Here is a 25446-nt window from a genome sequence, read left to right as displayed (position 1 = left end):
TTTTACTAACACGCAGCAGAGCGGTCTATGACACATATTGCGGTACTCGGAGCAGGCGTGGTGGGCGTCACCACCGCCTGGTATCTACGTCAAGCGGGTTATGATGTGACCGTGATCGAGCGTGAGTCAGCCGCTGGTATGCAGACCTCCTTTGCCAACGGTGGTCAAATATCGGTCTCACATGCCACCCCTTGGGCCAATCCCGCCGCTCCAATGAAGGCGATTAAGTGGCTGTTTAAAGAGGACGCGCCGCTGCTGTATCGTTTGCGGGCGGATAAGGCGCAGCTCAAATGGGCCATGCAGTTTTTGCAAGAGTGCCGTGCTGACAGAGCCGATGCCAATCTGGTACAGATGGTACGCTTGGGGTTATATTCGCGCGATACGTTGCAGCAATTGCGTGCCGATATCGGTATCAATTATGAGCAGCAAACGCGCGGTATCATGCATTTTTATACCAATCAGGCGGAATTTGAGGCAGCAATTGCCCCCACGCAGCGTATGCAAGAGCTTGGCTGCGAGCGTCATGTGATTGATATCAACAACGCGGTCAGCTTAGAGCCCGCCCTTTATCCCATTGCCCATAAACTGACGGGCGCGACTTATACCAGCCGTGACGAATCAGGTAACGCCAACCTGTTCACCCAGCGTTTGGCGGAACGCTGCATCGAATCGGGCGTACGGTTTTTATATAATACCGAGATTTTGACCATCAATACGGACACGCAAGCCAGTCGTCCGCATGTACACAGTATCACCATTCGACCCAAGGGTGAAAACGCGCAAACCTTTAGCGCTGATAGCCACGTATTGGCGCTTGGCAGTTACAGTGTGGCGCTGATGAAGCCGCTTGATGTGCATCTGCCTATTTTTCCGGCAAAAGGCTATTCAGCCACCTATCAAGTCAATCCTCGCGCCCCGCACCATGCCCCTTTTATCAGTCTCATCGATGATGAATTTAAACTGGTCACCTCACGCCTAGGCGATAAACTACGAGTGGCTGGGACGGCGGAATTTAATGGCTACAATATGGATTTAAATCGCGTTCGCTGCGAAGCCATTACCCAGCGTGTCCAGCAATTGTTTCCCAAAGGCATTGTGGCAAGCTCCGTACAGTATTGGACTGGACTGCGTCCCATGACCCCGTCTAATGTCCCTTTAATCGGACGCGCTCATCTGGGTCAAGTCCGGCACGGCAGTCACAATGCAAGTGCCACTTTTGATAACTTGTGGCTCAATACGGGTCACGGCACGCTTGGCTGGACACATGCTTGCGGTTCAGCGAAAGCCATTAGCTTATTGATACAGGGCGAGACGCCACCAGTCGATTTTGATTTTGTGGGAATATAAACCTAAAAAAAGATAAACATAAAAAAAGGCACTGTTGTTAAGCACCTTTTTTATGAAATAGAAAAGTATAAAACTCGGCAGATTTAACCTATGTTATGCAGCGCTGCTGGCTTGTGTTTCAGATGCGTCCAAACCCGCTGTTTCTGACGTGATTGCCTCTAGCGTTACAGGGACGCCATTAACTGCAGCGTTGCCACTTAAGGTATCGATGAGCGTATCGTCCGTCAGATCATTGACACTCACGCCTGCATGCGCTTGTGCAATCTTTTGTTTGACGCCACTGCGGCCGTGACCCCAGCCATGCGGGATACTCACCACGCCTGGCATCAGCTCATCTGTCACTTCTGCTGCCACAACGACGCTACCCACGCGTGATGTGACTTTTACGTCTTGACCATCCTCAATACCGTAGGCTTGCGCCGTATCTGGATGCAGCATCAACGTACAGCGCGGTTTGCCTTTGACCAACCGATGGCTGTTGTGCAACCATGAATTGTTACTGCGTACATGACGACGCCCTATTAATAAGATCTGCTGGTCATCATAGTTTTGCATCATCTCGCGTACGCGATCCAAGTCCGCTTGATAAAAACCAACGTTAAGATGGATTTGTTTATCTGCATGCTTAATAGCCTCTGGCAACATACGATGTAATGGCCCTAAATCTATACCATGCGGGTTATCTTTCAATGCAGCCAAGGTTACTTCTCGATAAGGCCCATATTTAAGACCTTGCTCCAATAACACAGTGGGACCAAAGGAATGGATGAGTGAGCGTTCTTTTTGGATGGCTTCTGGCGCATCCTTGTCAAGACGATCAGCCAGACCTAGATAGATCTCCCAATCGTGCTTTTCGTTATCATTTTTGCTAAATAAGGCAGGCGAGTACTTGGCGACGTTGTGTACAGCAAAGCCGTTAAACGTAATGTCGTAATGATCGCGCTCGAGTGGCGATACAGGCGGCAAAATAATATTGGCATGGCGGCTGGTCTCTGTCACGAAGTAATCGAGCGACACCATAAACTCCAATTGCGACAAGGCTTCATCCAACTTTTCGCCATTGGGCGTACTCAGCACCGGATTACCAGCCACACTGACAAATGCTTTTAACTGACCCTCGCCTTCTACCAACATCTCTTCTGCCATGGCAACGACTGGATACTCACCATTAAAATCAGGAAGATGACTCACGCGGCTGTGGCGTTTTCCCAAGTAACCGGGACCTGAGGTGTTCACCACATCGACGGCAGGATTGGGGAACATAAGCCCGCCTTCTTCATCCAAGCGCCCTGTCACGATATTGATGACCATCGACAGATACTGACTGAGCAAGCCAAATTCCTGCACCGATATACCCATGCGACCATAACAGACCGAGCTTTCAGCTTCGCAGAACTCTTTAACAATGCGTTTGATTTCGACAGCGGTAATACCTGTAATATTGGCAACCGATTCAGGCGTGTATTCTTCAGAAAACGCAGCCATACGCTCAATCTCTGGTGCCAAAGCTGCCGCGCGGCTGTCCACCTTGGCATAGCCTTGCGCATAAATCTCATTGAGCATAGCCAGTAATAGCAATACGTCGGTCGCCGGACGAATAAAATGATGCTCGCTTGCAATGTCGGCGGTTTCTGTCCGCCTTGGATCAATCACCACCACTTTACCATCGCGTGCTTTGATGTCTTTTAGCTTTTGGCGCATGTTTGGTGCGGTCATGATACTGCCATTGGACGCCAGTGGGTTGCCTCCAATAATGAGCATATACTGGGTACGATTGACATCCGGCACAGGAATACGCAGCATGTGGCCGAATAAATGCAGACTGACGATGTGGTGTGGTAATTGATCGATTGAGGTGGCAGAAAAGCGACTGCGCGTTTTTATACTGTTTAATAGATGTCTGATGGTGAGCATGCCACCCATGTTATGAACATTTGGATTGCCAAGATAGACACCAACGGCATTTTGTCCGTGTTTTTGCTGTACCGCTTCGATACCAGCAGCCACTTTATCTAATGCTTCAGGCCAGCTGATTGCTTTCCAACCATTGGCTGTTCTTTCGATAGGCTGGCGCAGACGATCAGGATCCTCGTGCAAATCTTGTAAAGCGGTGGCTTTTGGGCAAATGTAACCTTGCGAAAACGGGTCGTCTTTATCCCCTTTAATCGATAAGACTTTGCCGTTCTCATGTTTGATGACGATACCGCACATCGCTTCACATAAGTTACAAGTTCGAAAATGGGTTTGTTCCTTAACCTCATCCTTGGTCTCAATTTGTTCACTGCTCATGATGGCACTCCCTGTGACTGTTTTTGACAATCGCTACGATTGCCACAGTATAAATTCCGTTTTACGATTCTATTCGCTGTAGTGGCACAAATGGCTGACCGCTTCTTGTTATCTTTATAGCTCCCTTATATTTGACAGCTTCCTTAAAAAACTGGCAAACAGGACATCAAGACGCTTACATAGCGTGTTTGGCAACATCCCAATATCCATTTATGAAACGATAAGACATGATTTCAACCATAACGCTATAGCTGAGTCTATCAGAAAATTTTTGCTAAAGATGATGCGCCGAAGTATAGAACGCGACTCTATCGTCATTTATGTAACCGTCCTTTCTACTGACTGACGTCTTTCTGAGCGGATTATTGTTTTTGGTGCATGTGAATATAGTGAGTTCGGTATAAAAACGATATAGCGGGACGGATATGAATTTTTTTCAGCCTCTGTCGGTATAGGCACAGCAAGCCAGAAAAATTTATATTAGAGCATATCCTCAATTCAATCGATGGTTATCTATCAAATTTGAAACGTACCACAGTCTAAACACAAAAAATCTTCATTGTTTATTACACAAATGTGCAGCTCATAACACAACCGCGTAGTTTCCTATAATGGAGTAACACTCTAAACATTGGCTATACAGACAAGGCAATGGTGAATGCTTATATTAGATATCAACAGCTGGTTTATAGCTGTCAATTAAAAGAAATAGTAAAGACAGACGGAACAATTGTCCTAACAATCAATTCGATAACAAAAGAAGGAATATAATAATGAACGAACATACGATGAAAGGCGAATGGAACCAAATGAAAGGCTCTGTTAAGCAAAAATGGGCAGAGTTAACTGATGACGATATGACCCATATCGACGGTAGCCGTGATAAATTGGTAGGCCGTGTACAAGAGCGTTATGGTCATGCTAAAGAAGATGCAGAGCGCGAAGTAGATGATTGGCGCCGCGAAAACAAATATTAATTAGTAATAAGCATAAACTATCGTAGATATAGCTAGTGATAAAACATAGCTGATGATAGGCAAGAATAAAAACCGTATGACAGCTCATGCGGTTTTTTTATGTTTTTATGATACGTACTGTTTTTTGGGTTGACCATAGGTTAAATGGTTCTAGCAGCTTGCTTTATGATTTCTCAATGTCCAGACACGATAAAACCGCATAACACTCTTGTTATGCGGTTTTATTGTTAACCATCCATGTTACCTATCACGACTGCTTCCCATACATCCTTGCATGATATTCAGTATATTGTGATACTGGGCATCCTGCCCTATTTACTACACTTAACAACATTCAATGTTGTTACTGGCAAAGGTCATGTGGCCTTACTTTACTTGCTAATATCATCCTGATGTAAGCAAGTAACTCATTATCCTTAATGCGGTCAACTCAATCCTTGAGTCACATTCCCTAATGCCGTGTAACTATAATGCCTTGTTAGTCACCCAATGTTAAGTCGCGTAGGCGTCATTTCTTGTAAGCATATGCTTACACGCATTTTACTATGAAAAAATTACAACTTATTAACGTATAAGACATATGCTATCAAGCTTCGATGCTTACTATAGAGAATGTAAGCAAACATTTCCAAATAGATGGTAGTACGTTTTATTATCTGATCACATTATAGGATTGCGGATTATGACCATTCCAAAGCTTTTCTCATTCAAAAGTGTCATCTCTGGTGGCCTTGTGGCAGCATTACTTGCCACGACAGTGGGTTGTACTGCTGTCAGTTCAGGTTATGACAATCAGCCCGTCTACCGTGGCAGTAACAGTAACGGCCATAGCAATGTCAACTATAACAAAGCCAGCCAACAACTACGTAAAGATCTACGCCGTCAAGGCTATCAGGTCATGGACATCAAATCTAACAACTACCGTGGTCAACGCGCACTCACTGCTCATGCTAGAAAAAATAATCAAAACTACGAGCTCATATATGCTTATCCGAGTCTCAGATTTATTGGCTCAAACAGAACCGCTTGGTCTAATAACGGCCACGATAATAAATACAAAGATAATCGTTCCCACAACAACAAGTATAAAAACAATGGCAACTACAAAAACAAGGGCAAGCATAGAAACAATCAGCACCCTAATAGATATGAACGCTAAGACCGCTTTGAGATGTCAGCCTTTGTAATCTATTCTTTATTGTCTTTATCCTGTTGAAGTGCTTGGTCAAGCGTATCGTTTTGATAGGTTTGACCTTTTTTATTGCTTGCGAGTACGGACGCTTGTTAAAAATAAGCACTCTTAGGACATGAAAACTTCTAAAAGTCTAAAACCTTTATCACATCATAAGCGGGCGTTTCATAGGGATGAGCCCCTTTTAATGCTGCAACAACAGCTTCAATGGCTTTTTCATCGACTACCATTTCAACTCGCCACTCATCCACTTTTTCAAGGCGATCATGCGCGCCAATATGTGGATTGCTACCTGACAATGGCATGAATTGTCCTACTCCCTGCACTTGCCAGCAACACTGCTCATAATCACCAATCGTGCCAGCACCTGCCGCAAACAAAGCGGACTTTACGGTTTCTAAAGCGTCATTGGGAATAAATACGGTCAATTTATACATCATCTTTACCTCAAAAAATAACGTTAAAATAAAAATGGCTACTCATAAAACTTATTTTTTGGACAGAGACGGATGATCGGTCCATATATAGCGTAGCAACCAATCTTTGGCATTACCCGCATAATCGATACCGATACGTGGTCGCAATGAGATGGGCGGGATACAACCGTCGTCCTCTACCCAAACGTCTGAGGCAGGACTGATGGGTTTGCCGTAGAGCTCACGATCGATGTGTAAGCGCTTCGTTAATTTGCCCGGACCTGCAAACTGCTTGGAATGCGTGAGCTGTTTGTCTGGCGTTTGTTGCTCCTCATCCAGCAGACGATCACTGTCTTCTGTCAAAAATCCGGCTCGTATCAACACCGACTCCGGCGATTCGGCAGCCGCTGTGATCATATTAAGTAGATGATGGATGCCATAGGTTAGATAGACATAAAACACGCCGCCCTCTTCATACATAATCTCAGTACGCGCCGTTCGTGTGCCTGCATGCGAGTGACAAGCTGGGTCTTCCTTACCAATATAAGCCTCGGTTTCTGAGATACGCATACGCAATATTTTGGATGTGCCGTCTGTATCTATGAGTTTTCTGCACAGCACCTTACCCACCAAATCAGCGGCGACCACACAAGTGGGACGAGTGAACCAAGTGGGTTCTAAAACGGTACTGGTAGATTTTGCCATTAAAGATGCCTTCTCTAATTTTTAATATAAATAAGTATTGATAAATTAGCATAAAAATCAGATAAGATATTTAGGACAAGATTTACGCTATGTTTGATTTTTTATGCAAGTTAAGCGACAAGCCTGTGCTTAAAAGGATGATATGGATAGTGTGTAGTAAACATCGATAGTTATTGTTGTAGAGGATTTTATCACTGAGCGTTATTGGTCGATGAGCAAAAATTGCAGTCTGTTTTGAGTGGTTCCATTGTAACGATCTATTTTGAGTGGTCTATCAATGGGGTTGAATAGTGAAATGACTGGTTCCGTTGGGGGTTACTTTAAACGAAATCAAATAGCTAGGAATGATAAGTGGACTTCTTTCATATTTCTTATTTACTATCGAAAGCATGTTTGGGCGAGCTAAACCAAAATTTTAGAAGAATTTATTTTTCTATCAACCATGAAAAAATAAAAATATATTTCATATTAGAAGAGAAAAATCAAGATGATGGTGAAAGTATAGAAGAAATTATGTCTGAGTTTTCAATGTTAATTGAAAATTTCTTGGAAGCCAGTGAATTAGAGGACAACTATATGATTAATAGCGAAACCATCTTCAACCCTGAAGATGCTTTTTTTCTTAAAAAACCTGAGTACTGTCAATTTTTTGAAGAGTTTTATAGAAGAAAGGAGTAATTGTAGTAAGCTAAAAAATAACTACAGATCAAAGTTATTGATAACAGCATGTAAATTAAATTAAGGGCACAAAGAAAGGACGATAAGTAACGTTATAAAACCTAAGCTCGACTCATATATAGCTCACCGATCATGATTTAATACTATTTTCAGGCTTGCAAAGCTTATTAATAAATATAAGGTTAATTAAATAAATGGCTCATTTGGATATATATGCTAAAGCAGAGATTGGTAAATCCTTGGCAGGGTTCACACTAGGTGAAAAATTGGAAAGCTTTCTTCATTTTATCGATAAGACAGTTGATGGAAATGTTAAAGAATGGACGGTTGATTTAGCCTTAGACAATACAGGCGTCTTACTTTTTGAGATACCAAATAATAACGGATATATAATATATTTTTTAAAACCTAAACTAGAGTTAGGCTTTACTGAAAAAGGAACTCTATGCCATATTAGCGCTGGCGCTGGTTATAAAGGTAATATTTTTGAAAGTAACATTAAAATTGGTAGCCGTATTGGAGATATAGATCATGCCTTAGTTCTGGACGATGCTGAAGATATACATTATCTTGCTGATAACGAAGGAAAGTTTATTGAAGGAATTTACTTTGTAGCTGATGGTTTAGAAGTTGAAGAAGATCCTGAGTCTATCATCGAAGAGGTTAGCGTTTATAATTACAACTTAATATAGTAACTATTCTGGTCTAGATACCATCTTATTCAAGTAACCTTGCATGGCCTAACAAGTACACTGTGAATTACACTACAATAGATAAATAATCAAAGCCTTTAGTACCATTAGCCCACAGCCAAAGATTCAAGTCCTCACTAGGGAACCATTATTAATATAATGCCATAAAAAAACTGAGCGCATGGCTCAGTTTTTTGTTTAACGCTTCAGATTGAACATTTAGCTAAGTGGCACACCAATACGATTAGCCACTTCTTCATAAGCTTCGATCACATCGCCCAATGACTGACGGAAACGATCCTTATCTAATTTTTTCTTGGTGGTCTTATCCCAGATACGGCAGCCATCTGGTGAGAACTCGTCACCTAGAACGATACGGTCATGGAATACGCCAAACTCTAATTTGAAATCGACCAGTATTAAATCGCCTGCATCAAACAAGGCTTTTAACACGTCATTCACTTGATGGGTCAGCTCTTTCATTCTAGCCAATTGTGCTTCGGTTGCCCAACCAAGTGATATAGAAAGTGAGTCATTAACCATCGGATCACCGAGTGCATCATCTTTATAAAACAACTCATAAGTCGGCGGCGTCAACGCTTGGCCTTCTTCTAAGCCCAAACGACGTACCAAGCTGCCAGCTGCAAAGTTACGAACCACGCACTCAACTGGAATCATATCCAAACGCTTGACCAACACTTCGTCTTCAGACAACTGTTTTTCGAAATGGGTTTCAATGCCAGCGTCAGCCAACTTTTGCATAATAAAGGCATTAAAGCGATTATTGACGACACCTTTACGTGCCAATTGTTCGATGCGCTTACCATCAAGCGCTGAGGTATCATCACGAAAGTGTAGAATCAAAAGATCATTGTCTTCTGTTTCATAGACAGATTTGGCTTTGCCTTTATAGAGCAGTTGTTGCTTTTGCATAAGGAGATTTCCTGTTCGTTCAAGCTTATGTGGTAAAAACGCGCAGCGACCGCTGAGTTTTATATTATCGTATGAATCATAGTTACATGAATGACAATAAAAAACCCGCGGTATGAAATAGAAAGATAGATTTAATTCGAAGGATTGCTGATCGTACGCTGAGGTTTAGGCAACTGATACTGACTACCTGACTCGTTCTGTAGCGTCAGCGTGTTTGCGCCAGCATTAGGCGTCGGATACAAAGGCACAAAAGGTGCCGTTTCTTGGTTGGCTGGTAGCTCTATTGGCGCAAGCTTTTTGCTCTGCTGATACTCTAAGCTGCCGTTGTCACGTTTGCCAAGTAAGTTCTTAGTCGCTTGGCAGCCGCTCAACACTAAAGTACTGCCTAAAATCACGGTCAGCATGGCAGGGAATAGTTTTGCAGTCGGTGATGATACTGTATTTGATGATATTGTCATCATGTTGTCTCTCTGAGTTAGCAATGATTGCTTATTTGGCAATTGACGTATCGTCTTACAAGATCTTAGCTATTTTGCTAAACCTATAGCTATTACCCACAGGTTTAGCCGTTAATTGCTCAATTTATAGTAAGTTGGCGCGCACCAAGGCGTCATCAATGGTCGCATGATGTTGTTCAGCCAGCCACACCAAAGGCAGGCGAATGCCTTTATCTATCATACCCATTTTGTACAGCGCATATTTTGCTGGAATAGGACTGGATTCGATAAACAAGTCGCGGTGTAAGTGCTTGACCACATCATGTACTTTATGAGCCGTCTCAAAATCACCACGCAAACCTGCGGCAAATGCCTCACTCATGGCTTTTGGGGCAACGTTGGCAGTCACTGAGATATTGCCTTTACCACCAAACTTCATGAGCTCAAGTGCGGTTCCATCATCGCCTGATAGTACAACGATTCTATCACCAACAGCCTTGATGAGCTGCTCACCGCGAACCGCAGAGCCAGTCGCATCTTTAATGGCAACGATATTTTCAATATCGGCCAAGCGTTCAACCGTTTCTTGGGCGATATCAACAACCGTACGACCCGGTACATTGTAGAGCATCTGAGGAATATTGACGGCTTTGGCGATGGCTTGATAATGCTGAAACAAGCCTTCTTGCGGCGGCTTATTATAATAAGGAGCAACCAATAGCGCGCAGTCTGCGCCCGCATCTGCTGCATCTTGCGTCAATTTGATCGCCTCAGCAGTATTATTAGCGCCTGTTCCTGCGATCACAGGTACGCGACTATTCACATGCTTGACAAAGTAGCGGATGACGTCGCTATGCTCTTGCATAGACAATGTCGCTGACTCGCCAGTGGTACCAACAGCCACAAGGCAATGGGTGCCTTGCTCAATCTGCCAATCTATGAGGTCCGCCAGACGTTTATAATCAACCGTGCCGTCAGGATGCATGGGCGTTACCAAAGCTACCATTGAGCCTTGTAGTCGGGTTTTGATCTCGTCGTATGCTGTGCTCATAACCGTGCCTTACTGTATTATCCTAGCTTTTGTCAAAGCTGTCACATGATAGGTCGTTTGCAAGTATTTACATTGGCAATTACTTGCTTGATATTAACGCTAAAGGTTTGTCTTATCTATTATGAAACGCTTATCGCCGCGTTTTTAAACACGCAATATCGCTCATTAAAACCTGTCTATTAAAAACACTATCAACCATACTTTTACCGATTGACCGATACTGCTCATAACATCACAAACTTATAATAATAAAAACGCCTGCTAGTGTAGCATATTTTGATTTGACCGCTATCAATCAATTGATGCTGAGTGCCACTGAGCACACTACGCATTATATTACTTTTTTATCAAAAATCATCGTCATAGGATTCGAGGCTATCGTAAATGATTTGAGCATTGTCATTTCACCGCTTGCGCATTGAACAATGAATGATCAATCAGCGCCTTACTTAATAAGCAATACCTTAATAAGCGTTAAGCAAACGCCTAAGCCCTATCAACGAATGGTCAACACATCGATAGTAGGACGATATAATCGAAAAGGCAAGCCACGTGTCCCAATACCACTGCTCACAAATATCTGCGCACTGCTGTATTGGTATAGACCGCGCTGCTTACTCATGCGGTTATTGTTCAACAAGGTTGAGCGCTTATTATGGCGCTGAATGTCTTTTTGTTTCTGTGCCAAGTGTATGTTTCTTTGGGTCGCTTTCGCCGCACCAGTAATCAATAAGGGACGCGGTTGTGACGTTTTTGGCAAATGGTTGATGCTATCAAATCGCGAGGCAAGAATAATAACGGGCTTCGTGGCATGAGCCATTTGTTCGCTCAGCACCGCTTTATTATCGATATGAAGCGGTTCCACTCCAGCGACCTGCTTGGGTGTGGCCTGCCAGCCGCAGAGCAATGCGACCATTTGACGGTCATTCACCCTTTGTTGACTGACAAGGTTTTGATCGTTCTTTTGAAGAATTGATGGTTTCGCCATTGACCGATCATTTGCCGTTGGGGCACATTTGAGCGGTAATGAGGTACACTGCTGCCCAATATAACTGATGTCAAGCACGTCAAAAGCGCTGGCCAACGTGTCCTCTAATAAAGGCTGGCCTTGCTTGGTGGTGTTGATCGACTGGTAGCGCAAATCTGAGGTACTCATCACGGTATAAACGGGCTTATTAATCCCTTTAAACAACATAAGTTGCCCAACCAAATCAGCACTTGGATAGTACAACCAATCGCCAGTAATAAGCACCGCATCTGCTGATAACGCATTGAGCGTAGTAACAAGCTTGCGGATATGACGCGGTTTGCCACTGTATAGACCAATGCGCAAATCAGCCAATACCGCTATCGTTAGCGGTGTTGATAGGTTTAAATCAACGGAATGCTGCTCTAAACGCAAGCGATTGGGCTGGACAATGACAGTATAAAAATACAATCCCATTGCCAATAATGCCGCAAGCACAACTGGCGTGGATGCTAGTATCGGTAACGCGTCTTGCCACCAGCTTAGACTCAATAGCAGCATCCAAACTGGCATGGTATAAGCCGCATAATACAGTATCAGCTTAACCCAAATACGCAAAAAACGTTTGGTAGGATTGGCATTGAACGTCTGTAGTCCTGACCACAGCACTATATACGCGAGCAGTGCTGCTGCTGTAAACGTAATTAGCGTATAAAAAACGTGGTCAGTCATAATTACCTGAAAGTTGAAGTTGGATAAGAATAAGCGCCTATCAAGTGGCTTATCCTATGTTAAAACGTATTGAGCAATAAATACATCACTCACCGAATACATCAATGACGATTTTGGATCATCTTTTGGATCATCTGAAGTCATCTGATAAAAAAATCAGCCATTATAGAGGTCAAGCTCTGCGATAGACAAGTATAATTATCAGCACGCTCATCAACACTCTTATCGACATGGGCAGCTTTGCGATCTCTAATGGTTCGATGACTAATGGTTTAGTGACTGCCCCAACCACCCTATCGGTATTTATTCTATACGTAAACCAATAATAGCAGGAATACCTTGGCGAATAACCTCAATAGTCACCACACCTTTTTCGGGTAGTGATGAGATGGCACTTGAAAAATCGTCCACGGTTCTAATGGGTTTTTGATGAAAATTGGTAATCACATCGCCTGCCAAAATTCCCGAACGCGCCGCTAGACCCGTCGGATCAACCATGGTCACTAAGATACCAGACTTCTTGTCTGTACTGACTTCTGCTTGTTCATCAGCGGTTAGGTTACGCAGACGTAGACCCAACTGTACTTCGTTATCATTCTGCTGATCACCGCCTTGAACATTGACGTCATCAGGCGCATTCGTCAGTTTGCCAGTCACTATCATCTGCTTACCAGCACGCTGAATCTGGGCACGGAACGAGTCACTGGGTTTTGCACGGTTGAGTAAGTTCAATAAATCTGAAGCGCGCATAATTTGCACGTTATTAAATTGCAAAATGATATCGCCCGATTTTAGCCCTGCTTTTTGCGCGGGTGAGTCTGGCGAAACACGAGTCAACAAAGCGCCTTGCGGACGCGCTAAGTTGTAAGCTTCGGCCAGATTGCGGTCGATGTCTTGTGGATAAATACCCAAATAAGCACGCGCCACCTCGCCATCGGTTTTTAATTGCTCATAGATATCCATAGCAGCATCGATTGGAATCGAGAACGACAGTCCCATATACCCGCCTGTACCACTAAAGATACGCGAGTTAATACCGATAACCTCGCCGCGTTGATTAAACAAAGGGCCGCCTGAGTTGCCAGGATTTAACGCCACATCCGTCTGTATAAAAGGCACGCTAATCTCACGTGAAAAACTGCGTGATTTGGCACTCACAATACCTGCAGATGCCGAATAATCAAAACCAAATGGTGAGCCAATCGCCAGCACCGGCTCCCCTACTTTTAACGCGTTTGAATCGCCAATGGGCAACGCTGGGAACTGGCTGCCTTTGACTTTTAGCACCGCCACATCTGAGCGCTCATCACTACCGATCAATGTAGCATCAAGCTCTGTTCTATCATTGAGCGTGACGGTAATTTTATCAGCGCCTTCTACCACGTGATGATTGGTCAGCATATAGCCGTCGGATGTCACAAAAAAGGCGGTTCCATAAGCATGCTCAATGGCTGGTGTGGCGGCTTGGTCGGGAATACGCAGACGGTCACCAAAGAACTGACGCAGCAGCTCAGCGGTCTGCGCCTTTGCAAGCTCAGCCTCGCTGATGGTTTTTGTGACGTTCACACGAGCGACGGCGGGCGTCACTTGCTGAACCAAGCCAGAAAAGTCAGCGGTTGTTACGGCCGCGTGCGCCGAGTTGGTGGTCGTGACTGTCACGCCAGCGACCATCGCTGTACTAATAGCGAGCGCAAGCGCACCGCGATGTAACCAGTGCGGCATACCAAATGTAGCGGGCGTCTTAAACGTATTGATAGGCATATCGTCCTCTATATGAGTGGTCAATTATTATTAGAAATTATGTAAAGTGTCATGTTGGGTCTGTATATTCGTTTACTGTTTCTATAGTCAATCCAATATAAAAAAGGCACAGCGAGAATGGGACTCATTTTTTGAAGCCTCTGTCTGCGTAGGCACAGCAAGCAAGAAAAATTGGTTCCAGTCTCGCGCTATCATGTCTTGTATCCATTTTATTTAGGATCAACTCTATGCTAGTGTCAGGCTTTTTAACTTGCAGCTTTATCGACATCTTACCCCCTATTTAACGCTAAATAATGCGGTTATATACTGTCATAGCGGTTAATAATAGGGCTTCGTTTCTGGCTATGATAGGTAAGAAATAAAATCATGGTATGATAGCAGGCCAAATAATATCTTAATAAAACAAACGTTAAATTTACTAACGGTAAGTTTATCAAATTGGCAATCATCACCCTTATTTTTCATCTTTTGCATTTCTAACGTGACTGTCTATATCTGGCTATGTCTGGAAATGCGTTTGTCTTTACTACTTTATAGTATATATATCATATTTAGCGCATGTTGTGATTCATGATGGCTATCATTATTGTTGTAGCTCAGCCTTTATAGAGACGTGCCACTATCGATCGTGGCGTCTATTTATCACCGTTATTTATCATAGTGCTTGTGATGGCTTTTTTAAAAAGCGATCAATAGATATAAAATATGACAAGATTATAAAAGGATCAACTTATGGATACCGCCCTATTACTATCCGGCGTGGTTGGGATTGGCATTGCCGCCCAATGGTTGGCTTGGTATTTGAAGCAACCGTCCATTTTATTTTTATTACTGATTGGCATTATTGTAGGACCTGTACTGGGCGTTTTTGACCCTGATTTGGTGCTTGGGGAGCTGATGTTTCCTTTCATCTCATTGGGTGTGGCCATTATTTTATTTGAAGGCTCGCTAACGTTAGAGTTCGATGAGATCAAGCAACACGGTACGGTTGTACAGATGCTGGTCTCGGTTGGCGTCCTGATTACCATTGCCATCGTTGCCCTATCGACGTATTTATTATTCGATGTCGATCCGCTGGTGGCGTTATTGTTTGGCGCGCTGGTGTGCGTCACAGGCCCGACCGTTATCATGCCGCTACTGCGTAGTGTGCGCCCTAATAAGACGATTTCCAATATCTTAAAATGGGAAGGCATCATTATTGACCCTATCGGCGCAATCGCGGTGGTATTGGTCTATGAATACATCATCTCAGGCGGTGAAGCCAGCAGTATCTTATTGTTTGCCAAAATCGTGGTATTAGCGACTGCACTCGGTATGGCAGGTGCTTGGCTACTGGCGTTTCTAATGCGCCGCCACATGATTCCTGAGTTTTTGCGCAACGTTTTTACCCTCGCTTTTGTGTTGGTATTGTTTTCGGTATCAAACCATTTAGAGCACGAATCTGGGCTGTTGACGGTCACGGTATTGGGGGTGGCTTTGGCAAACTGGCCAAAATTCCCGCGTGAGACCATTCTGGAGTTCAACGAGTCATTGACCATCCTGTTGATCTCGGTACTCTTTATCATTCTGGCAGCGCGCGTGGAGCTATCAAGCTTACTCAGCGTTGGGTTTGCAGGGCTTGTACTACTCGCTATCGTTATGTTTGTGGCGCGGCCATTATCGGTATGGGCCTCGTCAATCGGCTCCAATCTTAAAACCAGTGAAAAGTTCATGATCAGCTGGATTGGGCCACGCGGTATTGTCGCGGCTGCTATCTCGTCGCTGTTTGCGATTCGTTTGCAAGAGTACGATATTCAAGGGGTTGAATTACTGGTACCACTGGTGTTTATGGTCATCATCGGCACCGTCATGATTCAGGGTCTAGGCGCAAAAGTGGTGGGTAACTTGTTGGGCGTACGTGAGCCTGAAACCAATGGCATTCTGATCGTCGGTTCAAACCCAATCGCGCTTTTGATCGCCACCTCTTTAAAAGAGCAAGGCTTTGATGTCATTGTTGCACACAACAACTATACCAATATCGCCCGCGCGCGTATGAGTGGCCTACGCACCTACTTTGGTAATCCCATCTCTGACCATGCGGATCGTCATCTTGACCTTATCGGTATTGGCCGCTTATTTGCCATGAGTATGGACAAAGAGATGAACACCTTGTCTGAGATTCATTACCGTCATGAATTTGGCGAGCGTAAACTCTATCGTCTCAAATTCAGTGATGAAAAAGTGAAAAGTGAGCGTGATGACAAGCAGTCAAACTTCCATTCGCAGTGGCTATTTGGCAAAGATGTGACTTATACCAAGCTTGCCAGTATGCTATCGAAAAAAGCCCGTATTAAAATCACCAACATTACCGATAGCTATAGCTTTGAGCAGTATAAGGCGGACAATAAGCAATTTGTCCCGCTCTATACCATCGACAAAGAAGGCAAGTTGCATGTCATTACAGACAAGTTTGATGGCATCGTACCGCGTGATCGTAAGCTTATCTCCTTGGTAGTAGAGGATGAAGTACAGCCAAAGCCCGTCGATGTGACGCCCAAGCAAGAGCAAGCGCGCATGGCTGCCGATGCAAGCTTTGAGTCCAAATCAAAAGCCCCTGAAAAACGCAAAGAAAAAGAGCTGAGCGAAGAACGTGTTCAGGCGGGGACGCAGGAGTCTGTCACGGGTGCAGATAAGGACAGTGAGCAAACCGCCGCCAGTGCCTTATCGGTTAAGTCAAACAACGGCGCAGAGTCTTCATCGAAAACTGGCAATGAAAAAGCTGCTGAGCCAAAAGACACTCCTACTGATAACGTTAATAGAGGGGTAATGTCCGCCAACTCGACAGCCACCTCAAAAACCAAAGCCTCCAGTAGCAGCAACGGTAATGGCAATGCGCCTAAAAACAAAAAGGGTGCGCTTGATCCCAATCGTTTTCCTGACTCCGGTCAAGATAATACTGCCAATGCGGCGGTCGATATCAAAAAAAAGACTGAGCAAAAAGGATCAGAGGACAGCGCAGATAAATCATAAGCCCTCTGTATAAGATTGTCATAAACACAAAAGCCCCAACATCATGTTGGGGCTTTTTATTGTACGGCTATAAATGCTGATGCGGTTTATAACGGCTTCCACTAAACATTAATACCGTGCTTCTATAATCAATCCATTTTAAAAAGAATAGGGTTCTACTGAGGTGAATTTTTCGGAGCATTTATCATGTCCCCGAACAGCAAGCGAGGGAAATTTATACCCGTAAAAGAGTCAACTCATTATTTGACGGTCAAGGTATCCTGTACGGCTTGCCATATGCGTGCACCAACCTCATCCATAGTGCCAGAGGCATCGATACGTTGTATCCGCGTAGGATGTTCTATCGCAAGCGTACTAAAGCCTTGGTGTACCCAAGTAAAAAACTCGGTGGCCTGCTGCTCGAAGCGATCGGCGGCACTACGTTTATTAGCGCGCGCCATTCCTTCTAATACTGGCAAATCCAACCACAAGGTCAAATCTGGCAATTGCTGCACAAATTGACTGATAAGCCCATCAATCTTGGCACGCATTGCCGCATCGCCATGCGCACGGCCAAAGCCTTGATAAGCAATGGTTGAGTCGGTAAATCGGTCACATATCACCCAAATACCGCACTCTAGGGCTGGCAAAATCACCTGCTGCATATGATCGCAGCGCGCCGCAAATAGCAGCAATAGCTCCGTGTCGTCCGCAATATCAGTAGCAGGGTCGAGTAATATCTCGCGCAAACGCTCCGCAAACGGACTGCCGCCCGGCTCACGAGTTCGCAAATACTCGATACCGCTGGCGTGTAGACGCGCGCATAACTGCTCAATGGCGGTCGTTTTGCCCACGCCTTCGGTGCCTTCAAAACTGATAAAGCGACCTTGGTTCAAGGTTGTAGACGTTTGGGCATCGTTGATCTGCGATTGATTCGGTTGTAACTGATTGGATAATGAGGCGCGGGTTTGTAAAGGTGCTGACATGATATGACCTTGTGTCACTTATGCGCGTTGTCTGCTCTTTACAACACGCATTAAGTGATAGGTTGCTTGATAAGGGACGGCGTAAAAATTAACTTACTGCGCTGGCGGCGTTTGCGTTTTCTTTTGACGCATGACGCTTAGATATTCTTGTACTGCTTGATTGTGTGCCGCCAAGCTATTGGTGAATTTGTGCCCGCCTGTGCCTGTTGCCACAAAGTATAGAGCGTCGCTGTCTGCTGGATGCAGGGTCGCTTCTATAGAAGAGGCCGACGGCAGGGCGATTGGTGTTGGCGGCAGACCATCGATTTGGTAGGTATTATACGACGTTTTTTCATCGATGTCGCGGCGACGGATATTGCCCTCATAACGACTGCCCATACCATAAATAATGGTAGGATCCGTTTGCATCCGCATGCCTATGTTCATGCGATTATTAAACACGGCTGACACGAGTGGACGCTCTTCAGGCACACTGGTTTCTTTTTCGATGATGGAGGCCATGACTAGTGCTTCATAAGGACTGGTATAAGGCAAATCTGGCGCGCGGTTTTCCCAAGCTTCTGTCAAGGCTTGTTGCTGGCGTTTGTATAAATCCGTCAATACCTGCTTATCGCTGGTGCCTTCCCCATAATAGTAAGTGTCCGGCGCAAACCAGCCTTCCAGATTGTGATTAACAATGGGATCATTACTATTGACCACATCGTCAGGCAAGATACCCGCCAAATCAAGGGCTTGAGCGATACTGCCATTGTCGCTATCAGCAGTCAGCACTTCTTTTTTGATGCCCGGATTGTCACGTAGTGCTTGATACAAGTCTTTTGAGGTTTTGCCTTCAATGATCTGCACCTTGACCATGGCCGCTTTTGCGCCTTGTTCGAGCACCTGCAATGCTTCAGCGATGGTTGGGTTCTCTGGCAGTTGGTAAATACCTGCATGCAGCGGCGCGTTGACTTGCGACTTGATATAGAGCTTGGCCACGCTAGCAGAAAACAGCGGTATTTGTTGCTGCCACTGCGGCAGCAAGCCATAGTAGGTCTGACCTTTCTCGATGGTGACCATCTGCTGCGGCTGATCAATGCGCCCAAACAAGGTCTGATACACCATCACTAAGAAAAACGCCGCAATAAGCCCCAACACGAGCAATATTTGATAACCGCGCTGCATAAAGAACGACTGATTGTCTGTTTTATATTTACGGGGCTTGGTGTCGCCACTGATGAGCGAGACATCGGTCGCTGGTTTGTCTTTTACCTCACCCTCTACAGATAAATCACTCTCTACAGACTGTGAATCCGGCGGTATGGTATCAGCATGTCGATCCACCCTACCCTCTTGCGTATTCGATGGCGTATCATTAGGACGTTCAGGAGGCGTTTCAGGTGTGGACTTACTCATGGCAACTCGCAAGGCAGATGTTTGCTAGAATTTAGCACTGAACTGTGTGATTTTCAATGGTATTTACTTAGCTTATGGATTAACTTGCTATTGATGCTGTGCAGTTTACCTAAAAATACTGGCCTTATATTGGTATTTTTATACCTATCTATAAATAATGAAAACGTATTATGAATCTACATTTCAATCAAAGTCTTGCCAAAAACTACCACTCTCAAGCTCAAAGCATTCGAGTATTAAGTGAAGCATGGGTAAAAGAAAACAGCTATTGTCCTAATTGTAGCGAACAGCCCTTAACTGAATTTGCAAATGGCAAACCAGTGGCTGATTTTTATTGTGCGCATTGTCGCGAGCAGTATGAATTAAAAAGTAAAAAAGCAAAATTAAGCAACATTGTAAACGATGGTGCCTATAAGACCATGATTGAGCGCATCAATAGTGATGACAATCCCAGCTTTTTCTTTTTGACCTATTCAAAAGAGTGCCGCGTTAATAACTTTTTGATTATTCCCAAGCAGTTCTTTACACCAGACATTATTATTAAGCGTAAACCCTTATCAGCCACTGCCAAACGTGCAGGCTGGATCGGCTGCAAGATTGACTTACGCCACGTACCGGAATCAGGGAAAATCTTTTTAATCAAAAATCAGCAAGTCATAGCGCGCGACAATGTCACACAGCAGTTTCAAAAAACCTTATTTTTACGTGGGCAGTCGCTAGTCACGCGTGGCTGGACATTGGATATATTGCAATGTATTGACAGACTGGATGTGAATTTTTCTCTAAACCAAGCTTATGCTTTTGCAGATGAGTTGCAGCTTAAATATCCTGACAATAACCACATTCATGACAAAATACGCCAGCAGCTACAAGTTTTGCGTGACAAAGGTATTATTGAATTTGTAAGCCGTGGTCACTATCGAAAATTATGTTAGTCGCTTTTTTTATAACAAAAGACGATCATTTATATTAGCCCTTTTGCTACGATCACAGGCACGATCAGACACGATAACGCTAGCAAAAGTGAGAATGCTGAATGACGAACGGAACAAGTTTAACCACCTATCAAATAGAAATTGTCGAAACACTGAGCAATATCGTGGAGATTGTGGCGACGGATGAGCAAGACGCGCTATTAAAGGCGCAAGACATGTACAGAAATGAAGATGTTGTTTTGTACCCAGATGACTTTATCGATACCAAGTTTACTCTTTTTAAATAAACTAAAAATTTACAATATCCCCAGTCAGCAACGTCAAATGAGTCATCGGCATGATACCGCGCAAGGCATTGCAAAAGAACAATCGCTTAATCTTCGGCAAATCCTCATCTTGTAACGACCTGATTACGACTGGGTTTTCTGTGCGGGACAAGGCATCGATAATCACTTGCCGCATGACGCCAGCGACGCCCGATTGTGCCAGAGACGGTGTGTACCATTGACCGGTGGTTAAATAATTAGAATCCTTTTGGGTGGTATCAATGATGCTTTTCGACGCTGAGGACGGCAGGGCTGTTGCTTGCCTATCCGCTAATTGATAAAACACATTACTCATGGTGCCCTCAACCCAGCACCCACTCATGTCGCGCACCAGCCCTTCCCCAATCGCTAAAGCGCCATTGGCATACGCTGGGTCTGAGTCAACTAAACAAGTTTTAATCCGTTGCAGCTCAGCACTTGCCAGCACCGTATCGAGCCGATTGAGACTTTTGAGACCAGCAAGCGGCGACGGCAAGCAAGCAATCTGTGCTGACAAGCAAACAGCGGCACTAGCAGGCTGTATAGGAACCGAACGCCCACCTGCTAAGCGTAGCTGTTTGTCAGTACTGACGGTCATCACGGTGGGTTTTAGCCAAATATCGCAAGCACTGCCCGAAGTGCTTGGTGCATAGCCATAGCCGCGGACATCTTGTGCGGCGCGATTGACAATTAACTTGAGCATACCTTGCTGTAAGTGCGCGGCATGGCGCTGTAAAGTAGTTATAAGAGAGTGGCTGTCCAACGCAAGCTGCAAGGCTTTGGCATGGGATAGGAGACGCTGATGATGATAGTCAAGCCATAATATCTCACCAGCGATGACGCCCATGGTGGTAAAAAAACCATCCCCATAGACCAATCCACGATTGTCTAATGATAAGGAGCCATGAGAGGCCTCAACGCCATCATCTGTTGGCTGTAGACGCAACCAATGATTAGCCTCAGGTAACGACGCTTTCACTGGCACCGCTTAGCTATTATCTGCTTGTGGCGCGGTCTTATTGATGACCAGCATACAGCTATAAAACTCACATTTTGCCAGCTCTACCTTTTGCTCGCCGACGACTTTGTTTTTAGTCATTTGGCTGGTCAGCATATCCGCGACCATTTTGCCGCCCTCATCACCCATCAATTGACGCGCAAGTTTGTACGCTTTTTTGGCATGGTTTTGGCTCAGCTCTTTTTCTTTATCAGAGTCAGTAGGATTGGCATAGTACCAGCCAAGCTCAAGATATTTTTCGGAGTCAATAATATCCAAATAAGGCGCATCGGCCTTCATAAAGCGATATTTGGTCGCCGCATTACTGGCATAATCTAGGCTATTTTCATCTGTGCTGACCACTTTGCCAAATGTGGATTTGATACCCTCTAAATTATCAAGCTCAAGCGCTGTCACTTCATTGGCACTCCATGCCGATATATCGTATCTCACTGGAGTAGATTGTTGAGTCGTTGCGCCATCTAAGTCAGCATTGGCCGGCGTGCTACCCTTTACAGCGTCATTAGCGGTTGTCTGTTCGTTTGCGCTCTCATTAACGTCTTGTTCTGGATTTTGGGCATCACCTTGGCTACTATCACAGCCACTTAGCGACACACCAATGGCCATTATTGCACTGACCAGAAGGGTCTGTATGTTCTTATTCCGCATGGACAATTTACTCACACTTTTAGATTGGTCTCAAAATAGTATTAACGAGCGCCGAGGTGCCGCTGATAATGAACCATGTTTTTTATTAATAAGCTCAATGAGTCCTTAGCTTTTTATAACTGAACCATTGCTAGAGCAGACCCGTCTTATTTTCTCATTTTGTTTTTTCTCACTCTATAGTTTACCCAACTGCTTAACACTTGACTACCTTTTACGTTACGGATAACACTCCTAGAGAGTACAGATTTGTTAAAGACCTTATTGATTAAAACTGTGTTGTTATTCAAATGGTTATTGGCTCAGTCTTAGATTTGTCAAATATCATGGTATCCCTTATGATGAGTCAGCTTTTAGGATAAGCGAGCCATCGACACGCTTACCGCTGAAGCTGACTTTTTATTTATCATCAATCCCATCCAGTTTATTACCAATTAAGGCCAGCGGAGCATCTATGACGCAGCATTTCATTGTAATCGGCAATCCGATTGCTCACAGTAAATCTCCCAAGATTCATACGCTCTTTGCTGAGCAGGCGGGAATTGACATCAGCTATCACCGTCAGTACTGTCCTGATGATGAAGCCAGCTTTACCGCCGTCGTTGAAGCCTTTTTTTGTGGTGGCGGTATGGGTGCCAATGTCACTGTCCCGTTTAAACAAGTGGCTTATGATTGCTGTTTGTCGCGTGGTGGTCTATCAGAGCACGCCAATGTTGCCGGCGCCGTCAATACGCTGTTATTAGACAAATCACTATTAGATAAGGGTGTGCCAGTAACACAAGCACTTTATGGCGACAATACCGATGGTCAAGGCTTGGTCAATCACATGAGCAGCTTGGGATGGCCACTAGCAGGCGCACGCGTTGCATTGATTGGCGCAGGCGGGGCGGCTCGCGGAGTTATACTGCCATTGATTGAGGCTGGTGTTACAAGACTCACCCTTGCTAATCGTACCTTGAGCAAGGCGACAGCGTTGGTCACGGAGTTGAGTTCGGCCAGCGCCACGATTGACAAGCATCAGATTGAAACATGCCGCACAGCGGACTTGAGTGGGTCGTTTGATATGATTATCAATGCCACCTCTATTGGTCTGTCCGATGACAAATTGCCGCTTCATGACGACCTAAGCTGCCAACACGCTTATGATCTCATGTATGGACGAGCGCTTCCGTTTTTACAGCATTTTGCAGCTCGCGGCGCGCAGATATCGGATGGGTATGGCATGCTCATTGGACAAGCGGCGTTAAGTTTTGAGCGCTGGACGGGTCACTGTATTGATGTGGAAAAAGCCACTGCGATGTTAACTGAAAGCACTGAAAAGTAACGTATAAAAAAGGCATATATTCCCACCTTATACGCCTCTATCGTTAATCCTAAATAAAAAAGAATCACCTCTTATCACGCGCTACTGAAACAAATTTTTCTTGCTTGCTGTGCCTTTGCAGACAGTGACTTCGCAAACAGAGGCGACGTAAAATTTATCTCAGTAGCGCTGTCTTTATTTTATAGTGGATCAACTATACCTTTTCCGGCTTTTATAAGCTCAAGATTTTTAATTTAAGACAAAAGCAGCCTACTCAAAACGTGCCAGTAGCCAATTTTCCATACGTCGTATTGGTACGCGCAAATTGGTTGAGTGCATCACTACCGCACCTGCTAAGCCCACCAAGCACCCAATTGCCGTATCAAACAAACGCGCCTGAATGACGGTCTGGTACGCTTGCTGAGAGATAGGCAAACCGCTGCCGTATTCCGCAATAAAGATCGTCAACGGTGTAATAAATATCACCGCCAGCCCATAATGTCGATCCACTAACATCTCAATACAAATCATCATTATCAAGATGGTAAATGCCACGCCCCATATCGATAGGCCCAATGCCAACATCCAGCTTGCCAGCCCCAGACCCAAAACAGTGCCTAGCAAACGATGTATCTGTTTGATCCAAACCGTGCGCAGATGAATACCTTGAATAATAAGAAAGCAGCTGATGGCCGCCCAATAAGGGTTGGGCAAATCCAACACCAAGGTGATAAGCAACGCCAAACTGACAAAGCCCGCCACAATCACGCTCTCCCCTAGCGTATCTGGTTCATATTGATAAGTCGGCGTGGGTGTGGTGGGCCGCGTCGCCAATAAAAACAGCGAATACAGCAGTGCCATGACGACGGCAAAACCGCTACCGAGCATCACCAACCCCATGGCAGGCATGATGGCCTCTAATGGCAGTGGTATAAATAACGCGATCGCACCCGCCATCATAATAAACAAGCCGGCGGGCGGCGGTTGACGGTAATAACGACCAAAAATGACGATGCCAAACGCCATTACGGCAAACATCGGCAGCTTTAGAATAGGGACTTGTTGCACAATCAAACCTAAGGCAAAGCACAGAGACATGGCAAAGCCCCACGCCATCACAGTCACCATCCGATAAGGCAGCTTACCAGCCAGCGGCGTGTTTAAAACCACCATCGCGCCTAGAGAAGCTTTAATACCCGATGATAAATCACCGAAATACGCGCCTACAAAAACCGGAAAGCTAATGGTAATGGCGGCAATAAGCGGCATGTGCCAAGGTCGCTTACTGCGATTGACAGTCAGTAAATGAGACAGCTCGCCACTGGCTAAAATCTTTAGGCGAACAAGCAATGCCGTTAGCCAAAAGGTTGGTTTTGTCTCATGTGTGGGTTCACTCATAATTGCGGTTCCTTATGTGATAAACGCACTTGTTAGTCGTTTTTTATAAAAGATAATAAGAATAGAAGCGTAATGACTAGGACATGCCCTAATAGACTGTCCTAAAAATAGACTGTCCTATAAATAGACAGACCTCAAAAATAAAACTGGTTATTTATAACTTATTTTTTACTTTTTACATTAATGCTATGAATATTAGTTATTTATTATATATTTGTGCTCATAGAAGACTTATACTGATACAAATAGTATTACAGCCACTTCTCATTAATTAAGCCTTAATCTCTATCAAAATA

General features: G+C 44.6%; 22 protein-coding genes. 9 read left to right on the top strand and 13 right to left on the bottom strand.

Features of this window, described 5'->3' with window-relative positions; all coding sequences use genetic code 11:
* Positions 1 to 27: 27 nt before the first annotated feature.
* Positions 28 to 1347, top strand: a complete 1320-nt coding sequence (locus AAJP47_RS05155) for a D-amino acid dehydrogenase (protein WP_346716833.1) — start codon at positions 28 to 30, stop codon at positions 1345 to 1347.
* A gap of 93 nt (positions 1348 to 1440) precedes the next feature.
* On the opposite strand, the gene AAJP47_RS05150 is transcribed toward AAJP47_RS05155, so the two are convergent.
* Complete coding sequence (locus tag AAJP47_RS05150; RefSeq protein WP_346716832.1) at positions 1441 to 3636, bottom strand: molybdopterin oxidoreductase family protein; 2196 nt, start codon at positions 3634 to 3636, stop codon at positions 1441 to 1443.
* Positions 3637 to 4409: 773 nt separating this feature from the next.
* Between AAJP47_RS05150 and AAJP47_RS05145 the strand changes: the two genes are divergently transcribed.
* Positions 4410 to 4613: a CsbD family protein gene (locus AAJP47_RS05145; RefSeq protein ID WP_346716831.1), complete on the top strand. Its 204-nt coding sequence runs from the start codon at positions 4410 to 4412 to the stop codon at positions 4611 to 4613.
* Between the two features lie 682 nt (positions 4614 to 5295).
* Positions 5296 to 5772, top strand: coding sequence for a hypothetical protein (locus tag AAJP47_RS05140; RefSeq protein ID WP_346716830.1), 477 nt, complete (start codon positions 5296 to 5298; stop codon positions 5770 to 5772).
* 158 nt (positions 5773 to 5930) lie between these two features.
* Here the strand turns inward: AAJP47_RS05140 and AAJP47_RS05135 are convergent, their stop codons facing one another.
* Together AAJP47_RS05135 and AAJP47_RS05130 are read right to left on the bottom strand one after the other, a co-directional pair.
* On the bottom strand, positions 5931 to 6242 hold the full coding sequence (locus AAJP47_RS05135; protein WP_346717106.1) for a YqfO family protein: 312 nt from the start codon (positions 6240 to 6242) through the stop codon (positions 5931 to 5933).
* A gap of 51 nt (positions 6243 to 6293) precedes the next feature.
* The gene (locus AAJP47_RS05130) at positions 6294 to 6926 is read right to left on the bottom strand and encodes a DNA-3-methyladenine glycosylase (protein WP_346716829.1); all 633 of its coding nucleotides are present in this window, start codon (positions 6924 to 6926) and stop codon (positions 6294 to 6296) included.
* A 351-nt stretch (positions 6927 to 7277) separates the two neighbouring features.
* Between AAJP47_RS05130 and AAJP47_RS05125 the strand changes: the two genes are divergently transcribed.
* Positions 7278 to 7604 carry a MafI2 family immunity protein gene (locus AAJP47_RS05125; protein ID WP_346716828.1) on the top strand — a complete coding sequence of 109 codons (327 nt, stop codon included), beginning with the start codon at positions 7278 to 7280 and terminating at the stop codon, positions 7602 to 7604.
* 194 nt (positions 7605 to 7798) lie between these two features.
* Positions 7799 to 8296 (top strand): hypothetical protein, encoded by a 498-nt coding sequence (locus tag AAJP47_RS05120; RefSeq protein WP_346716827.1) that lies wholly within the window; start codon positions 7799 to 7801, stop codon positions 8294 to 8296.
* A 219-nt stretch (positions 8297 to 8515) separates the two neighbouring features.
* Here AAJP47_RS05120 and purC read toward each other — a convergent pair whose 3' ends face one another.
* The 5 genes from purC to AAJP47_RS05095 form a co-directional block, all read right to left on the bottom strand.
* Positions 8516 to 9229 (bottom strand): phosphoribosylaminoimidazolesuccinocarboxamide synthase, encoded by a 714-nt coding sequence (gene purC / locus AAJP47_RS05115; RefSeq protein WP_346716826.1) that lies wholly within the window; start codon positions 9227 to 9229, stop codon positions 8516 to 8518.
* Between the two features lie 131 nt (positions 9230 to 9360).
* Complete coding sequence (locus AAJP47_RS05110) at positions 9361 to 9711, bottom strand: hypothetical protein (protein ID WP_346717105.1); 351 nt, start codon at positions 9709 to 9711, stop codon at positions 9361 to 9363.
* 100 nt (positions 9712 to 9811) lie between these two features.
* Positions 9812 to 10717: a 4-hydroxy-tetrahydrodipicolinate synthase gene (gene dapA, locus AAJP47_RS05105; protein ID WP_346716825.1), complete on the bottom strand. Its 906-nt coding sequence runs from the start codon at positions 10715 to 10717 to the stop codon at positions 9812 to 9814.
* 496 nt (positions 10718 to 11213) lie between these two features.
* On the bottom strand, positions 11214 to 12416 hold the full coding sequence (locus AAJP47_RS05100) for a hypothetical protein (RefSeq protein WP_346716824.1): 1203 nt from the start codon (positions 12414 to 12416) through the stop codon (positions 11214 to 11216).
* Between the two features lie 303 nt (positions 12417 to 12719).
* On the bottom strand, positions 12720 to 14138 hold the full coding sequence (locus AAJP47_RS05095) for a Do family serine endopeptidase (protein WP_497198696.1): 1419 nt from the start codon (positions 14136 to 14138) through the stop codon (positions 12720 to 12722).
* A 771-nt stretch (positions 14139 to 14909) separates the two neighbouring features.
* On the opposite strand from AAJP47_RS05095, the gene AAJP47_RS05090 reads away from it, so the two are divergent.
* Complete coding sequence (locus tag AAJP47_RS05090) at positions 14910 to 17186, top strand: cation:proton antiporter (protein WP_346716822.1); 2277 nt, start codon at positions 14910 to 14912, stop codon at positions 17184 to 17186.
* A gap of 239 nt (positions 17187 to 17425) precedes the next feature.
* Here the strand turns inward: AAJP47_RS05090 and tmk are convergent, their stop codons facing one another.
* Together tmk and mltG are read right to left on the bottom strand one after the other, a co-directional pair.
* Positions 17426 to 18151 (bottom strand): dTMP kinase, encoded by a 726-nt coding sequence (tmk, locus tag AAJP47_RS05085; protein WP_497198686.1) that lies wholly within the window; start codon positions 18149 to 18151, stop codon positions 17426 to 17428.
* A gap of 93 nt (positions 18152 to 18244) precedes the next feature.
* Positions 18245 to 19546: an endolytic transglycosylase MltG gene (gene mltG, locus AAJP47_RS05080; RefSeq protein ID WP_346716821.1), complete on the bottom strand. Its 1302-nt coding sequence runs from the start codon at positions 19544 to 19546 to the stop codon at positions 18245 to 18247.
* Between the two features lie 170 nt (positions 19547 to 19716).
* On the opposite strand from mltG, the gene AAJP47_RS05075 reads away from it, so the two are divergent.
* Both AAJP47_RS05075 and AAJP47_RS05070 read left to right on the top strand, forming a co-directional pair.
* A complete protein-coding gene (locus AAJP47_RS05075; RefSeq protein ID WP_346716820.1) occupies positions 19717 to 20481 on the top strand; it encodes a DpnI domain-containing protein in 765 nt (254 codons plus the stop codon).
* A gap of 101 nt (positions 20482 to 20582) precedes the next feature.
* A complete protein-coding gene (locus tag AAJP47_RS05070) occupies positions 20583 to 20768 on the top strand; it encodes a DpnD/PcfM family protein (RefSeq protein ID WP_346716819.1) in 186 nt (61 codons plus the stop codon).
* A gap of 1 nt (position 20769) precedes the next feature.
* On the opposite strand, the gene AAJP47_RS05065 is transcribed toward AAJP47_RS05070, so the two are convergent.
* The gene (locus AAJP47_RS05065; RefSeq protein WP_346716818.1) at positions 20770 to 21765 is read right to left on the bottom strand and encodes an aminotransferase class IV; all 996 of its coding nucleotides are present in this window, start codon (positions 21763 to 21765) and stop codon (positions 20770 to 20772) included.
* A gap of 9 nt (positions 21766 to 21774) precedes the next feature.
* Positions 21775 to 22452, bottom strand: coding sequence for a hypothetical protein (locus tag AAJP47_RS05060; RefSeq protein ID WP_346716817.1), 678 nt, complete (start codon positions 22450 to 22452; stop codon positions 21775 to 21777).
* A 451-nt stretch (positions 22453 to 22903) separates the two neighbouring features.
* Between AAJP47_RS05060 and aroE the strand changes: the two genes are divergently transcribed.
* The gene (gene aroE, locus AAJP47_RS05055; RefSeq protein ID WP_346716816.1) at positions 22904 to 23773 is read left to right on the top strand and encodes a shikimate dehydrogenase; all 870 of its coding nucleotides are present in this window, start codon (positions 22904 to 22906) and stop codon (positions 23771 to 23773) included.
* A 249-nt stretch (positions 23774 to 24022) separates the two neighbouring features.
* Here aroE and AAJP47_RS05050 read toward each other — a convergent pair whose 3' ends face one another.
* Entirely contained in the window at positions 24023 to 25150 is a 1128-nt protein-coding gene (locus AAJP47_RS05050) for an FUSC family protein (RefSeq protein ID WP_346716815.1), read from the bottom strand.
* Positions 25151 to 25446 lie beyond the last annotated feature (296 nt).

Source organism: Psychrobacter halotolerans (genome assembly GCF_039680845.1).
Classification (GTDB): Bacteria; Pseudomonadota; Gammaproteobacteria; order Pseudomonadales; family Moraxellaceae; genus Psychrobacter.
This window is presented reverse-complemented; position numbering and strand designations above follow the sequence as displayed.

Bases quoted from the DNA above. Each gene is read 5' to 3' on its own strand.
- AAJP47_RS05155 (WP_346716833.1), top strand. From the start codon at position 28: ATGACACATATTGCGGTACTCGGAGCAGGCGTGGTGGGCGTCACCACC.
- AAJP47_RS05150 (WP_346716832.1), bottom strand. From the start codon at position 3,636: ATGAGCAGTGAACAAATTGAGACCAAGGATGAGGTTAAGGAACAAACC.
- AAJP47_RS05145 (WP_346716831.1), top strand. From the start codon at position 4,410: ATGAACGAACATACGATGAAAGGCGAATGGAACCAAATGAAAGGCTCT.
- AAJP47_RS05140 (WP_346716830.1), top strand. From the start codon at position 5,296: ATGACCATTCCAAAGCTTTTCTCATTCAAAAGTGTCATCTCTGGTGGC.
- AAJP47_RS05135 (WP_346717106.1), bottom strand. From the start codon at position 6,242: ATGTATAAATTGACCGTATTTATTCCCAATGACGCTTTAGAAACCGTA.
- AAJP47_RS05130 (WP_346716829.1), bottom strand. From the start codon at position 6,926: ATGGCAAAATCTACCAGTACCGTTTTAGAACCCACTTGGTTCACTCGT.
- AAJP47_RS05120 (WP_346716827.1), top strand. From the start codon at position 7,799: ATGGCTCATTTGGATATATATGCTAAAGCAGAGATTGGTAAATCCTTG.
- purC (WP_346716826.1), bottom strand. From the start codon at position 9,229: ATGCAAAAGCAACAACTGCTCTATAAAGGCAAAGCCAAATCTGTCTAT.
- dapA (WP_346716825.1), bottom strand. From the start codon at position 10,717: ATGAGCACAGCATACGACGAGATCAAAACCCGACTACAAGGCTCAATG.
- AAJP47_RS05100 (WP_346716824.1), bottom strand. From the start codon at position 12,416: ATGACTGACCACGTTTTTTATACGCTAATTACGTTTACAGCAGCAGCA.
- AAJP47_RS05095 (WP_497198696.1), bottom strand. From the start codon at position 14,138: ATGCCGCACTGGTTACATCGCGGTGCGCTTGCGCTCGCTATTAGTACA.
- AAJP47_RS05090 (WP_346716822.1), top strand. From the start codon at position 14,910: ATGGATACCGCCCTATTACTATCCGGCGTGGTTGGGATTGGCATTGCC.
- tmk (WP_497198686.1), bottom strand. From the start codon at position 18,151: ATGTCAGCACCTTTACAAACCCGCGCCTCATTATCCAATCAGTTACAA.
- mltG (WP_346716821.1), bottom strand. From the start codon at position 19,546: ATGAGTAAGTCCACACCTGAAACGCCTCCTGAACGTCCTAATGATACG.
- AAJP47_RS05075 (WP_346716820.1), top strand. From the start codon at position 19,717: ATGAATCTACATTTCAATCAAAGTCTTGCCAAAAACTACCACTCTCAA.
- AAJP47_RS05070 (WP_346716819.1), top strand. From the start codon at position 20,583: ATGACGAACGGAACAAGTTTAACCACCTATCAAATAGAAATTGTCGAA.
- AAJP47_RS05060 (WP_346716817.1), bottom strand. From the start codon at position 22,452: ATGCGGAATAAGAACATACAGACCCTTCTGGTCAGTGCAATAATGGCC.
- aroE (WP_346716816.1), top strand. From the start codon at position 22,904: ATGACGCAGCATTTCATTGTAATCGGCAATCCGATTGCTCACAGTAAA.
- AAJP47_RS05050 (WP_346716815.1), bottom strand. From the start codon at position 25,150: ATGAGTGAACCCACACATGAGACAAAACCAACCTTTTGGCTAACGGCA.